15 protein-coding genes are annotated in these 12,838 nt (G+C 42.0%); 14 read left to right on the top strand and 1 reads right to left on the bottom strand.

Annotated features, from left to right (window positions below):
- Positions 1-9: 9 nt before the first annotated feature.
- The 7 genes from GKR61_RS12775 to GKR61_RS12745 all read left to right on the top strand — a co-directional run bounded on the left by GKR61_RS12775 (position 10) and on the right by GKR61_RS12745 (position 3,972).
- Positions 10-402: a BMC domain-containing protein gene (locus GKR61_RS12775; RefSeq protein WP_108479511.1), complete on the top strand. Its 393-nt coding sequence runs from the start codon at positions 10-12 to the stop codon at positions 400-402.
- Positions 399-1,043, top strand: coding sequence for a phosphate propanoyltransferase (locus tag GKR61_RS12770; RefSeq protein ID WP_036949251.1), 645 nt, complete (start codon positions 399-401; stop codon positions 1,041-1,043). The genes GKR61_RS12775 and GKR61_RS12770 overlap by 4 nt, the downstream gene beginning before the upstream one ends.
- Before the next feature lie 22 nt (positions 1,044-1,065).
- Positions 1,066-1,749, top strand: coding sequence for a hypothetical protein (locus tag GKR61_RS12765; protein WP_154639821.1), 684 nt, complete (start codon positions 1,066-1,068; stop codon positions 1,747-1,749).
- 52 nt (positions 1,750-1,801) lie between these two features.
- Positions 1,802-2,215 carry a DMT family transporter gene (locus GKR61_RS12760; RefSeq protein WP_036949253.1) on the top strand — a complete coding sequence of 138 codons (414 nt, stop codon included), beginning with the start codon at positions 1,802-1,804 and terminating at the stop codon, positions 2,213-2,215.
- An 18-nt stretch (positions 2,216-2,233) separates the two neighbouring features.
- Positions 2,234-2,560: a DMT family transporter gene (locus tag GKR61_RS12755; protein WP_036949254.1), complete on the top strand. Its 327-nt coding sequence runs from the start codon at positions 2,234-2,236 to the stop codon at positions 2,558-2,560.
- A gap of 162 nt (positions 2,561-2,722) precedes the next feature.
- Positions 2,723-3,058 carry a tRNA-binding protein gene (locus tag GKR61_RS12750; protein WP_036949256.1) on the top strand — a complete coding sequence of 112 codons (336 nt, stop codon included), beginning with the start codon at positions 2,723-2,725 and terminating at the stop codon, positions 3,056-3,058.
- Between the two features lie 212 nt (positions 3,059-3,270).
- Positions 3,271-3,972 (top strand): helix-turn-helix transcriptional regulator, encoded by a 702-nt coding sequence (locus tag GKR61_RS12745; protein ID WP_036949563.1) that lies wholly within the window; start codon positions 3,271-3,273, stop codon positions 3,970-3,972.
- A gap of 7 nt (positions 3,973-3,979) precedes the next feature.
- Here GKR61_RS12745 and GKR61_RS12740 read toward each other — a convergent pair whose 3' ends face one another.
- Positions 3,980-4,348, bottom strand: coding sequence for a DUF1992 domain-containing protein (locus tag GKR61_RS12740; RefSeq protein WP_154599956.1), 369 nt, complete (start codon positions 4,346-4,348; stop codon positions 3,980-3,982).
- A gap of 457 nt (positions 4,349-4,805) precedes the next feature.
- On the opposite strand from GKR61_RS12740, the gene GKR61_RS12735 reads away from it, so the two are divergent.
- From GKR61_RS12735 to GKR61_RS12705, 7 genes are all read left to right on the top strand, one after another.
- Complete coding sequence (locus tag GKR61_RS12735; RefSeq protein WP_036949567.1) at positions 4,806-6,377, top strand: AbgT family transporter; 1,572 nt, start codon at positions 4,806-4,808, stop codon at positions 6,375-6,377.
- Between the two features lie 623 nt (positions 6,378-7,000).
- Positions 7,001-8,314 (top strand): sn-glycerol-3-phosphate ABC transporter substrate-binding protein UgpB, encoded by a 1,314-nt coding sequence (gene ugpB / locus GKR61_RS12730; RefSeq protein WP_036949568.1) that lies wholly within the window; start codon positions 7,001-7,003, stop codon positions 8,312-8,314.
- Between the two features lie 69 nt (positions 8,315-8,383).
- Positions 8,384-9,271, top strand: a complete 888-nt coding sequence (gene ugpA / locus GKR61_RS12725; RefSeq protein ID WP_154599955.1) for a sn-glycerol-3-phosphate ABC transporter permease UgpA — start codon at positions 8,384-8,386, stop codon at positions 9,269-9,271.
- Positions 9,268-10,113, top strand: a complete 846-nt coding sequence (gene ugpE / locus GKR61_RS12720) for a sn-glycerol-3-phosphate ABC transporter permease UgpE (RefSeq protein WP_036949570.1) — start codon at positions 9,268-9,270, stop codon at positions 10,111-10,113. The genes ugpA and ugpE overlap by 4 nt, the downstream gene beginning before the upstream one ends.
- A 2-nt stretch (positions 10,114-10,115) precedes the next feature.
- Entirely contained in the window at positions 10,116-11,186 is a 1,071-nt protein-coding gene (locus GKR61_RS12715) for a sn-glycerol-3-phosphate import ATP-binding protein UgpC (protein WP_108479506.1), read from the top strand.
- Positions 11,183-11,926 (top strand): glycerophosphodiester phosphodiesterase, encoded by a 744-nt coding sequence (gene ugpQ, locus GKR61_RS12710; protein ID WP_154599954.1) that lies wholly within the window; start codon positions 11,183-11,185, stop codon positions 11,924-11,926. The genes GKR61_RS12715 and ugpQ overlap by 4 nt, the downstream gene beginning before the upstream one ends.
- Positions 11,927-12,134: 208 nt before the next feature.
- A partial coding sequence (locus tag GKR61_RS12705) for an Rpn family recombination-promoting nuclease/putative transposase (protein ID WP_154599953.1) occupies positions 12,135-12,838 on the top strand: 704 nt, incomplete at its 3' end.

The following is a 12,838-nucleotide window of genomic DNA, read 5'->3' as shown; positions in this document are numbered from 1 at the left end:
GAGAAAAAAATGAAAAGTTTAGGCGTCATTGAGACTTACGGGCTGACATCAGCAATACAAGCTGCGGATGCTGCATGCAAAGCGGCGAGTGTCGAGATTGTTGGCTACCGTAAAATCGGTTCTGGCTTAGTTTCTGTTTGTTTTCAAGGGGAAATTAGTGCAGTAAGAACCGCCGTTGATCATGGTGCATCGGTTATCAGCCATCAAGACCTATTAAAAGGCACATTAGTCATTGCTCGCCCAGAAGAGCGAGTGATCACCCAGCTGTTATCCACTAAGAATAAAGCGAGCGAAGAAGAGAACAATGTTGAAAAACCGGCCGTTGAGGCGCCTGTGACGATGACTGTCGAGACTGCCGTTGTGGAGCCAAAAGCTGACGTGCGTAAAGGGAAAAAATCATGATAAACCAGCAGCTGATGGGAAAAATTCTGTCTCGCTTAGCTATGTCAAACCCAGCCTCAATGATTGATAGCCCCATTGCTATCCCTGTGGGTGTTTCGAACCGTCATGTCCATCTTTCGCAAGAAGATGTTACCGCGCTTTTTGGTGAAGGCTATCAACTGACGCCATTTAAAGATTTGAAGCAACCTGGCCAATTTGCGGCAAAAGAGTGTGTGATGGTGGTTGGACCTAAAGGGTCGATCAGTAAAGTACGAGTGTTAGGACCAACACGACCAACCACTCAACTGGAAGTCTCGAAAGCAGACTGTTTTGCATTAGGTATTAAAGCGCCAGTGCGTGAATCTGGAGATTTAAACCAATCGGGGAGTGCGCTGTTAATCGGTCCTGCTGGGCACGTTAATCTTTGTGAACAAGTCATTTGTGCTCAGCGCCATATCCACATGAATTTAATGGATGCAAGGTCGCTAAATGTCTCCAATGGACAGCGAGTATGTGTTCGCACTGAAGGGGAACGTAGCCTCGTATTTGATGAGGTGGTTGTTCGAGTGGATGCAAGGTTTTCCCTGGAATTTCATATTGATACAGATGAAGCAAATGCGGCAGGGTTACGCAACAGTGACAGCGTGTTTGTTGTCAGCTAAGGACTAAACGAGCGGTGGCAATATGAACGAAAAAATGATTGAGCAGATAGTATTACAGGTACTGCAACGGCTGAAACGGCGAGTATTGGTGTTATTGTCACCAAGCCAAGATTATCAACAGGCGGTTTATCAGCGTTTATTGCAGTTACCTTCAATGTCTTTTTCTTTCTATGCCACCAAGGAGATGCTAACGCAATCGACGATAAATCAATGGAAAGAAATTGGGCAATGTTTTGATATTTATACCTTTAATATGGAAAAACTCGCAGAGTTTCATGGGGTTTTTCTCCCTTTTATAGGAACTAAAGTACTGAATGAAGTTGTGAATGGCTTGGCAATTAGCGAAGAGAGCGAAATTATTATCCAAACACTTTCTCGAAATATTCCTATTATGGCATTGAAGTATCATTGCTACCCTGACAGTGATTTGAACCAAATATTAGGTTTGAATAAAAATGAACATTATAACCGCCTTATTAAAGAGAATATAAATAAGGCTATCTCATTAGGTATTCAATTCGATACATTTAATAATATTGAAAACAAAATGCTCATTCACAATGATGAAATATCGAGTGAAAATAAAACAAACCAGGATCGCTATATTACTTTGAGAGAAGTAATGAATGACCCAAAGGAATATTCCCTAAATAAAAATAAATTAACAGATTCGGCAATGGATTATTTAAAGTCTCTAAAAAAATAAATTTTATTTCAATTTAATATTTTAAACATCTATCTATGTAGGAGTATTATCTATGTCTTCTAAAGCAAAATCATGGCTTTGGATGCTAGCGGTTATTATTTCTGAAACCTCAGCAACATCCACATTGAAAATGTTCGATAATAGTGAAGGAACAACTAAATCATTATTATTAGGTCTGATAGTGATTCTTTATGTTATCTGTTATTACTCTCTTTCCCGCGCAGTAAAATATATTCCAGTTGGGTTAGCATATGCGACTTGGTCAGGTACCGGTATTTTGATGGTGTCAACTTTAGGTATGTTGTTTTATGGGCAGCACCCAGATATGGCAGCAATGATTGGAATGGGGGTTATTGCCTCTGGGATCGTGATTATGAACCTGTTTTCTAAAATGGGCTCGGATGAGGCGGAACCGGCTGAAAATTCGGATGCGTCACTGTCTTCAACCAACAAAGTTGCTCATTAATAAGAAGAGAGAAATATTATGTTTACTGGATTTTTATGGTTGGCATTATCAATTGGTTCAGAAATCACGGGTACATCGATGATCAAAAAAACCAATAGCTTTAGCAAATTAGGCCCATCAATTTTAGTGATTGTGGCTTATTGCCTGTGCTATTTCGCGTTAACACGTGCAATGGGGTATATCCCTGTTGGGGTTGCGTATTCTTTATGGTGTGGGTTTGGTATTGTCGGTGTGACGTTAGTTTCGATGATTTTATATAAACAAAAACCAGACGTACCAGCCGTCTTCGCGATGGGATTAATTATCTCCGGCGGCATCATTATGAATACTTTTTCAAATATGTAACTTCACGTTTTATCTCTCTTGTACCCATTGATTATTGCCTGCCATTATCAGGTGATAATCAATGACTGTTTCACAACATAAAATGAATGTTTGACGCTAAGAGCCGCTATCTATCCTATGTTAATTTAAGCCACTACCATCGTTTAATTTAGGAATAAAGATATGCAAATTATTGAGTGGGACGACTTTACGAAAGTGGAAATGCGTGTTGGTACGATTATTCGTGCAGAAGTAAACAGTAAAGCAAAAAAGCCCGCTTATGTGATGGAAGTGGATTTAGGGGAATTGGGAGTTAAGTGTTCAAGCGCTCAAATTACCGTGCATTACACCCCTGAAAGTTTAATTGGTAAACAGGTTTTATGTGTGTGTAATTTTGAAGTTAAACGTATTGCTGGCATAAAATCTGAAGTGTTAATTACAGGTGCTCCTGATGAAACAGGTGCAATTGTATTAGCTGAATTTAATCTACCTGTGCCGAATGGTTCTCGCCTAGCTTAAGCCGTAAGGCGCAGACCATAGACAAACCCATCAGGTTTGGAAATGGCTCGTTTGGGTTGTAAAATTAACGAGGAAAATCAATTTATTGATTTTCGCCTAATAACACAAAGAGGGAAAAACCACGCTTTTATCCCTCTACCTAAGCTGTCAGGCTGCATTTTTTTGATTAAAACCGTATACTCCTACTGTATGCCACCCAGTAGGAGCTTGCCTTGTTATTACCTGAATTGCACTATCGCCAATATTCTCAAGAGGTTATTTCTCATCAACATGATGGGCAATGGCAGGTGGTATTTGCGTTATCAGGGGCGATGGAAATCAATATGCATCGTCAACACTGGCTGCTAAATGCAGGTCAGGGTGTCGTGATCCCGCCGAGTGTTAGCCATGCTTTTAGTGGACAAGATGGGAATCAAAATTATGTATTGGAAATGCCTGCAACGGCGCAATGGTCATTAAATGAAAAAATGACGCATTTCACGCTGACGCCAGCGGCGGCGGGGTTATTAAATTGGTTGCAACGCTTTCCGCAAGCACCGGAACAAAACTTTGCCGTTGCTCGCCTGTTATTAGCCCAGTTAAAACCAGAAAACCGTTGGGTTGATGAGCTAGTTCATTGGGTGGAGTTACGTCTGCATTTACCTATAAGCTGCGAAGACATTGCCTGCGCGTTTTATATGTCAGTCAGTACCTTACAACGTAAGGTGAAAGCTGAAATGGGGATCACCGTCATGCAATTTTTATTGCAAAAACGGATGGAAGCCGCGGGAAGTCTATTATTAACTCACCAAACCATTGAACATATTGCTACCTTGGTGGGGTATGATTCTCACTCTGCTTTTAGCCAAGCATTTCGTAAGTTTTACGGTAAAACTCCTCAGGAATATCGCCTACAATCCCTACCCAAACGTTAATTCTTCGCTATTTAGACTCTAAGTGTTCTGAAATTGTCACTGCGTATTCGCCATATAAAAAGTCGGTATTGATATTTGCTTGCTTGAGTTTTAGTTCGAGTAATGCCAATTGCTTGCTGATGGCAACATAATTGGGGTTATCAGCAGAGAGTTGCTGCAGCATATGGCATAAATTCAACGCTTCTTTTTTCTGTTGCAGTTCAGGCGGCAGATACCCAGAATTTTTAAGAATACGATAACTCGCCCTTAATTCTTCAGGAACTTGGCTGTCATCATCAAGCTGTAAAGGTTTCCCTTCACCATTGAGATTGGATAACTCCCCTTTATTTAAAGCGTCTTGAATATGACGCTCTGCCCAAAGATCAATGACAGACATTATGGCTCGCCCTGTAGTGAATAGGCTTCGATTATAGCGCTGATTAATCTAGATTAAAAACGTACATTAATCAGGCTAATTGGTATTTTACTTTGTTTTATCTAACTCAAATTTATTGTAACTGTAAAAATAGGTATTAATCGAATTAAATGGAATAAAATCGACGAAATTTGATATCTATTTGGTTAAAAATAATAAGAAATGGTTGGTTAATATTATTAAAATGTTAGCTTGACCACATTTTTGTATTTTTATGATATTTAATTTTTATGGTTTTAATTTTTAACATAAATAAAATTTAACAAAGTAAATATTCTATTTTTACTATCAGTACGTTTATTGTTGGTTAATGTATTCGATTTGTATCAAATTTGTTGGTTTGAATTTATATGCTTGTAATTAGGTGAAGAGAAAAACATTGTGTAATGTTCATTTCTCTTGTTTATAAGGAGAATTCATGGAACAAAAAAGGCAAGAGGGTAGCCGTTTTTTACGAACGGTTGAGTGGTTGGGAAATGCTCTGCCACATCCTGTTATTCTATTCATTATCTTAATTGGGATTTTATTAGTCTCTTCCGCTGTTGGTCAGTATTTTGGTATTAGTGTGCCGGATCCTCGCCCTGAAGGTGCGAAAGGTCGGGCTGAAGACGGGATCATTCATATTGTTAGCCTATTAGATGCGGAAGGCATCCGTAAAATTCTGTCTAATGTGGTCACCAATTTTACCGGGTTCGCGCCTCTTGGCACGGTATTAGTTGCTCTTTTAGGGGTTGGGATCGCGGAACGTGCCGGTTTATTATCTGCGGCAATGCGTCTGATTGTTATCAAAGCACCTCGTAAATTAACCACCGTTGCGATTGTTTTTGCTGGGATTATGTCTAATACCGCGGCAGAACTCGGGTATGTGGTACTGATTCCACTGGCTGCGATTATTTTCCATTCATTAGGTCGCCATCCATTAGCTGGGCTTGCTGCTGCATTTGCAGGGGTATCCGGTGGATATTCAGCGAACTTACTATTAGGTACAGTGGATCCGTTATTGTCAGGGATCACTCAGCAAGCAGCTCGAATTATTGACCCCACTTATATCGTCGGGGCAGAAGCAAACTGGTACTTTATGTTTGCCAGTACTTTCTTGATCACTATCTTGGGTTATTTCATCACAGAGAAAATCGTGGAGCCGCAGTTAGGCCCTTATCAGGGCGGTGGTGTCGATGAAGATGAAGATAAACTCCGTGCCTCAGCTGAAGTGACACCGCTTGAGAAAAAAGCGTTGTTCTGGGCATCGGTGACTTTCTGGGGATTAGCGGCAGTATTAGCCTTAATGGTGGTGCCTGAAAGTGGGATTTTACGTAACCAAGAAACTGGGTTAGTGAGTAATTCACCTTTCTTAAAAGCAATCGTGGTGTTTATCTTTATTTTCTTTGCGATTCCGGGAATTGTTTACGGCTATATTGCAAAAACCATGCGTAGCGACAAAGATGTGGTTGATGCGATGGCAAGCGCAATGAGCACTTTGGGTCTCTATTTAGTCATCATTTTCTTTGCGGCGCAGTTCGTTGCATTTTTTGGCTGGACCAACATCGGGCAAGTGATTGCGGTCAAAGGCGCTAATTTCTTAAATAGTATTGATTTACATGGTGGAATACTATTTGTTGGCTTTATTCTGATTTGTGCCTTTATTAACTTAATGATTGGCTCCGCGTCCGCACAATGGGCTGTGACAGCACCGATATTTGTACCAATGTTAATGTTGGCAGGCTATTCCCCTGAAACTATCCAAGCGGCTTATCGTATTGGTGATTCAGTGACCAATATTATTACGCCAATGATGAGCTATTTTGGCTTAATCATGGCCATTGTCGTCAAGTATAAGAAAGATGCAGGGATTGGTACTCTGGTTTCAATGATGCTGCCATACTCGATTATTTTCTTTATTGGTTGGTCTCTGTTCTTTATTATCTGGGTATTTATTTTGGGATTACCGGTAGGACCTGGATCACCAATTTATTTTACTCCTGGAAGTTAATCTAATAATTAATTTATAAGGGCAAATAGATTTTTATTTGCTCTTTATTGTTTTCGAATGTGAATCTTAAATTGGCTATAAAGTGATAATCATAAGATAGCTTATTTTATGGGCTATTATTAGTTTGTTGGATTTATAGTGTTAAATATTTGTTGTTCTATTAATATTATCCTAAAGTTAATTTAGAAGGTCAGTTTACTTTTATGGCTATGTCAATAATAGACTTATTCTCAATTTTCTTTTTATTTTTTATTTTAAATGAATGTAAGGTGAATAATATGTATAGAATGACAATTTCTGCAAAATTATTTCTGGCATCTTTTTTTATTTTTTTATTTATTTTTCCTATTTTTTGTTATTTAATCATTATTCAATAATCAGAAATTCATTATTCAGATTAAATTGAGTGTTTATTTTCGATATACCGGGAAAATAAAACACGTCGATTGCCATGTAAGCGTCATTTGCTAGAGATATGGCAGTCATTAATCTGTCATGTGTTGGCGATATTTCTGTCATTTCTCGGTGATAAATTCTCTCTCGAACATAAACTGCGTGAATTCGCACATTTTAGTGTAAATCTCTGCGGATAAACTTCAGTCATAATAAAAGAGAGAATTGGCATGGCATCGATCAAACAGTCCGCTTTAGCAATGATGTTAGGCTTGGCTTTTAGCAGTCAAGGAGTGGCAGTCACCACAATCCCATTCTGGCATTCAATGGAAGGTCAGCTTGGTGAAGAAGTGAATGACCTTGTCACTCGCTTTAATGAAACGCACCCAGATTACAACGTGATTCCCACTTATAAAGGGAACTACGAGCAAAGCCTCGCTGCGGGGATTGCGGCATTTCGTTCTGGCAATGCACCTGCGATACTGCAGGTTTATGAAGTTGGTACTGCGACGATGATGTCATCCAAAGCCATCAAACCTGTCTACGAAGTTTTCCAAGAAGCTGGAATTGATTTTGATGAATCTCAGTTTGTGCCTACCGTTTCGGGTTATTACAGCGATGCGAAAACGGGGCATCTGCTATCCCAGCCTTTCAATAGCTCCACTCCGGTGCTTTATTACAATAAAGAAGCCTTCAAAAAAGCCGGTTTAAACCCAGATACCCCACCAAAAACATGGCAAGATCTTGCCCAATATACTGAAAAGCTACGTGAATCAGGAATGAAGTGCGGCTACGCCAGTGGTTGGCAGGGCTGGATACAAATTGAAAACTTCAGTGCATGGAACGGGTTGCCTGTCGCATCGAAGAATAATGGCTTTGACGGCACTGATGCAGTACTGGAGTTTAACACCCCAGATCACGTTAGGCATATCGAGCAGCTGCAAGATATGAATAAAAAAGGCACCTTCAGCTATTTAGGGCGTAAAGACGAGCCAACTGAGAAATTCTATAACGGGGATTGTGCCATTATTACTGGTTCCTCCGGTTCTCTGGCGAATATTCGCAAGCATGCTAAGTTTGATTTTGGTGTTGGCATGATGCCTTACGATGCACAAATTCCAACGGCACCACAAAATGCCATCATTGGTGGTGCAAGCTTGTGGGTGATGGGCGGTAAAGATCCTGAAACCTATAAAGGTGTTGCGGAATTTATGAAATTCTTAGCTGAACCTGAAAATGCCGCAAAATGGCATCAAAATACAGGATATTTACCGATTACAACGGCAGCGTATGAGTTGACCCAAAAATCCGGCTTTTATGACAAAAATCCGGGGGCGGATATTGCGACTCGCCAAATGTTAAACAAAGCGCCGTTACCTTATACCAAAGGATTACGCTTAGGTAATATGCCACAAATTCGTACCATCGTGGACGAAGAGCTGGAATCCGTGTGGTCAGGTAAAAAGACACCGCAACAAGCCCTCGATGCCTCTGTTGAGCGTGGTAACCAATTACTGCGCCGTTTCGAAAAATCCACTCAGTAATGAGTTCTTTTGCCCCTCTTGATGGAATTAAGAGGGGCGCTGCATCACATCTGATTTATTGGGTTGCTTATGTCATCATCTCGTCCCGTATTTCGCTCCCGCTGGTTACCTTATGCGCTAGTATTACCACAGCTTATCATTACGGTGATTTTCTTTATTTTGCCAGCCGGACAAGCGCTTTGGTATTCATTACAAAGTATTGATCCTTTTGGATTATCCAGTGAGTTTGTGGGGTTAGAAAACTTCACTCAACTCTTTAGCGATAGCTACTATGTAGACTCTTTCTATACCACGATGATTTTTAGTGGCTGGGTCGCAGGAAGTGGGCTTGTCGTCTCGCTGTTTTTCGCGGCTTTGGTTGATTATGTGGTAAGAGGAAGCCGTTTTTACCAAACATTAATGCTACTACCCTACGCCGTTGCACCTGCTGTTGCGGCAGTTTTATGGATGTTTTTGTTTAGTCCCGGCAGAGGATTGATAACCTATGGTTTGGAATCCATTGGTTATGACTGGAACCATGCGCAAAATAGCGATCAGGCGATGTTTTTAGTCGTTTTAGCCTCAGTTTGGAAGCAAATCAGTTATAACTTTTTGTTTTTCTTCGCTGCCTTGCAATCTATTCCACGCTCTTTGATGGAAGCGGCGGCTATCGATGGTGCGGGACCTATCCGCCGTTTCTTTAAAATATCCTTACCATTAATCACCCCTGTGAGTTTCTTTTTATTGGTGGTGAATTTGGTGTATGCCTTCTTTGATACTTTCCCTGTGATTGATGCGGCAACGGGCGGGGGGCCAGTACAAGCGACGACGACACTAATTTATAAGATTTACCGTGAAGGTTTTTCAGGGCTCGACCTCTCTTCATCCGCAGCTCAATCTGTGATTTTGATGGGCTTGGTGATCGTCCTAACGGTGATTCAATTCCGTTTTATCGAGCGTAAGGTACGTTACCAATGATAGAGAAAAATCGTGGACTGAGCGTATTCAGTCATTCCATGTTGGTAATTGGGATTTTAGTGATTTTATTCCCGCTGTATGTGGCCTTTGTTGCCGCGACACTCGATGATAAAGCGGTCTTCGATACCCCCATTACCCTAATACCTGGCTCTCATTTATGGGAGAACATTCTACATATTTGGAATAACGGTGTGGCAGCGAACAGCGCCCCATTTTGGTTGATGCTGGTAAATAGCACCGTTATGGCGCTGGTGATAGCGATTGGAAAAATTACGATTTCGATATTATCGGCATTTGCCATCGTTTGGTTCCGTTTTCCGTGCCGTAGCCTATTTTTTTGGATGATTTTCATCACATTAATGTTGCCTGTCGAAGTGCGAATTTTCCCCACAGTAGAGGTGATTTCTAACTTAAACATGGTGGATAGTTACGCCGGGCTAACTTTGCCGTTGATGGCTTCCGCGACGGCGACTTTTTTATTTCGCCAATTTTTTATGACGTTGCCGGATGAACTGATAGAGGCAGCGCGTATTGATGGTGCTTCACCAATGCGGTTTTTCATCGACATTGTGTTGCCGTTGTCCAAAACAAACTTAGCCGCGTTGTTTGTGATCACGTTTATTTATGGTTGGAACCAATATTTGTGGCCAATCTTGATCGTTGCAGATCCCAGCTTAGGAACAGCAGTTGCGGGGATCAAAGGCATGATCGCATCGGGTGAAGGTACGACTCAATGGAATCAAGTGATGGCGGCAATGTTGCTCACGCTGATTCCACCCGTTCTTGTGGTATTAGCTATGCAGAGGGCGTTTGTGCGTGGCTTGGTCGATAGTGAGAAATAAGCATGGCAGAATTAAAACTTCAAGCCGTCACTAAAAGTTGGGACGGAAAAAATCAAGTGATCAAGCCGCTGACAGTGGATGTGGCAGATGGCGAATTTATCGTGATGGTAGGGCCTTCTGGGTGTGGTAAATCCACGCTATTACGTATGGTGGCAGGGTTAGAGCAAGTGACGAGCGGGGATATTTGGATTGACCGAAAGCGAGTCACGCATCTAGAACCCAAAGAGCGTGGCATTGCGATGGTATTCCAAAATTACGCGCTTTATCCTCATATGAGCGTTGAAGAGAATATGGCATGGGGGCTAAAAATTCGTGGGCTAGGAAAAGAGATCATTCGCCAAAAAGTAGCGGATGCCGCACGGATTTTAGAGCTTGATGGATTATTAAAGCGTCAACCGAGAGAGCTTTCCGGTGGTCAACGTCAGCGCGTGGCAATGGGGCGTGCCATTGTGCGTGACCCCGCCGTATTCTTATTTGATGAACCGCTTTCTAACCTCGATGCAAAGTTGCGGGTACAGATGCGCCTTGAACTGCAACAGCTGCATCGTCGTTTAAAAACCACCAGCTTGTATGTGACACACGATCAGGTGGAAGCGATGACCTTGGCGCAGCGAGTGATGGTGATGAATAAAGGCGTTGCGGAACAGATTGGCTCCCCAGTTGAAGTGTACGAGCGTCCTGCCAGCCGTTTTGTGGCGAGTTTTATTGGCTCTCCTGCCATGAATTTGCTGGAAGGAAAACTGAGTGCGGATGGTTCTCGCTTTGAGCTCGACGGCGGAATGCAATTACCGTTGGGTAGAACGTATTTACAGTGGGTAGGGCATGCGCTAACGTTAGGTACCCGACCGGAACATTTACAGTTAGGCTCTGAATCGTCAGGGGGGATCCCGCTGGTCGTCGAGACCCTCGAAATGTTAGGCGCTGATAATTTAGTGCATGGTCAGTGGGCAGGGCAAAAAGTGATTGTGCGCCTTGGGCACGAGCATCGCCCTCAGATTGGCTCCACGTTATGGCTTCATCTTCCTGAAGCCCATCAGCATTTTTTTGATACTCAATATGGACACCGTTTATGAATCTTTGGCCTTATCCTAAAATTGTCGCCCATCGCGGTGGTGGTAAATTAGCCCCTGAAAATACGCTCGCAGCTATCGATGTTGGGGCGAAATATGGTCATACCATGATTGAGTTTGATGCCAAGTTATCCCGTGATGGTCACATATTCCTTCTGCATGATGATACCCTTGAGCGCACGAGTAACGGGCATGGGGTTGCAGGGAATTTTGACTGGAGCCAGTTAGTCAATATTGATGCTGGAAGCTGGTATAGCCAAGAATTTGCTAACGAACATTTGCCGCTATTATCGCAAGTGGCTGAGCGTTGCCAACAACATCGCATGATGGCGAATATTGAAATTAAGCCAACCACCGGCTTGGAGAGAGAAACAGGAACCGTGGTGGCATTAGCGGCTCGACAATTATGGGAAGGACAAACTGCACCGTTACTCTCTTCATTTTCCATTGAGTCCCTTGAAGCTGCTCAAGCCGCAGCACCTGAATTGCCACGCGGTTTATTGCTGGAGGAGTGGCGAGAGGATTGGCGTGAACTGACAACTCGCTTAGGCTGTGTCTCTATCCATTTAGATCATCTCTTATTGGATAAAGCTCGGGTCGAGCTATTGAAGCAAGCGGGCTTATATATTCTGGTGTATACGGTGAATGACCCTGAACGCGCCAAATTATTATTAGCGTGGGGCGTTGATGCCATTTGTACTGATCGTATTGATTTAATCGGTCCAAATTTCCCCGCTGAATAAATTAAAAAATTCGTTTATTTTTAATGACACCTCAATAAGCAATACGCTGATTGAGGTGTTTTTTTATGGCTAAAACAAGTAAATAATTCGATTAAAAGCAAAGAGTTAGTATGTCAAGTGATTCTCATTAATTAGGAATAACTTTTTCTCACTCTCCCGAAAATATTGGTTAGTATCTCGTCATCTTATGAACCAAGACGAGACCGAGATGGCGACCCAATCAATTGTAGCTCCTCATGATTCAACCTTTAAAGGCTTTATGAGCAAAGTGGATAATGCGCGGGATTTTTTTGAAGTCCATCTTCCTAATCGCATTAAGCACCTCTGCAATTTTGATACCTTGAAGTTGGCCAGTGCTTCATTTGTGGATAAAACATTGCGCTCTCGTTTCTCGGACATGCTCTATTCCGTTCAAACACTCAGGGGGAAGGGGTATTTTTATTTCTTGGTTGAGCATCAATCTTCCCCCGATAAGCTGATGGGCTGGCGGCTGATGCATTACGCATTTTGCGCAATGAATCAGCATTTGCAGCAAGGGCACCAAACTTTGCCGCTGGTGGTTCCCATCCTGTTTTATCATGGTAATCAATCTCCTTATCCTTACTCCCAGTCATGGACGGATTGCTTTGAGTGGTCTGATTTAGCGCATGATTTGTACTGTAATCCACTGCCATTAGTGGATGTCACGGTGGCAAGCGACGATGAACTTGTGAATCACCGAAAAGTCGCCGCGATGGAGCTAGTTCTCAAACATGCTTCTTTGAAAGATGACCTGATGGTTCTATCAAAGCGCTTAGCGCAGGTAATCAAGGAGAACGAAAACCACCGTGATGACGTTATTTTAATCATCAACTATCTGTTTAGTGTGATGGATACGCCGACATACAAGAAGATAGTCAAAACATTAATAGA

This window comes from Providencia sp. wls1916, from assembly GCF_009706585.1.
GTDB lineage: Bacteria > Pseudomonadota > Gammaproteobacteria > Enterobacterales > Enterobacteriaceae > Providencia > Providencia lanzhouensis.
Note: the sequence above shows the minus strand (reverse complement) of the source record. Positions and strands in the feature narration are given on the sequence as shown.

Excerpts from the sequence above, each read along its gene's own strand:
- ugpQ (WP_154599954.1), top strand. The coding sequence starts at position 11,183 with ATGAATCTTTGGCCTTATCCTAAAATTGTCGCCCATCGCGGTGGTGGT.
- GKR61_RS12775 (WP_108479511.1), top strand. The coding sequence starts at position 10 with ATGAAAAGTTTAGGCGTCATTGAGACTTACGGGCTGACATCAGCAATA.
- GKR61_RS12765 (WP_154639821.1), top strand. The coding sequence starts at position 1,066 with ATGAACGAAAAAATGATTGAGCAGATAGTATTACAGGTACTGCAACGG.
- GKR61_RS12750 (WP_036949256.1), top strand. The coding sequence starts at position 2,723 with ATGCAAATTATTGAGTGGGACGACTTTACGAAAGTGGAAATGCGTGTT.
- ugpB (WP_036949568.1), top strand. The coding sequence starts at position 7,001 with ATGGCATCGATCAAACAGTCCGCTTTAGCAATGATGTTAGGCTTGGCT.
- GKR61_RS12740 (WP_154599956.1), bottom strand. The coding sequence starts at position 4,348 with ATGTCTGTCATTGATCTTTGGGCAGAGCGTCATATTCAAGACGCTTTA.
- GKR61_RS12735 (WP_036949567.1), top strand. The coding sequence starts at position 4,806 with ATGGAACAAAAAAGGCAAGAGGGTAGCCGTTTTTTACGAACGGTTGAG.
- GKR61_RS12760 (WP_036949253.1), top strand. The coding sequence starts at position 1,802 with ATGTCTTCTAAAGCAAAATCATGGCTTTGGATGCTAGCGGTTATTATT.
- GKR61_RS12755 (WP_036949254.1), top strand. The coding sequence starts at position 2,234 with ATGTTTACTGGATTTTTATGGTTGGCATTATCAATTGGTTCAGAAATC.
- ugpA (WP_154599955.1), top strand. The coding sequence starts at position 8,384 with ATGTCATCATCTCGTCCCGTATTTCGCTCCCGCTGGTTACCTTATGCG.
- ugpE (WP_036949570.1), top strand. The coding sequence starts at position 9,268 with ATGATAGAGAAAAATCGTGGACTGAGCGTATTCAGTCATTCCATGTTG.
- GKR61_RS12770 (WP_036949251.1), top strand. The coding sequence starts at position 399 with ATGATAAACCAGCAGCTGATGGGAAAAATTCTGTCTCGCTTAGCTATG.
- GKR61_RS12715 (WP_108479506.1), top strand. The coding sequence starts at position 10,116 with ATGGCAGAATTAAAACTTCAAGCCGTCACTAAAAGTTGGGACGGAAAA.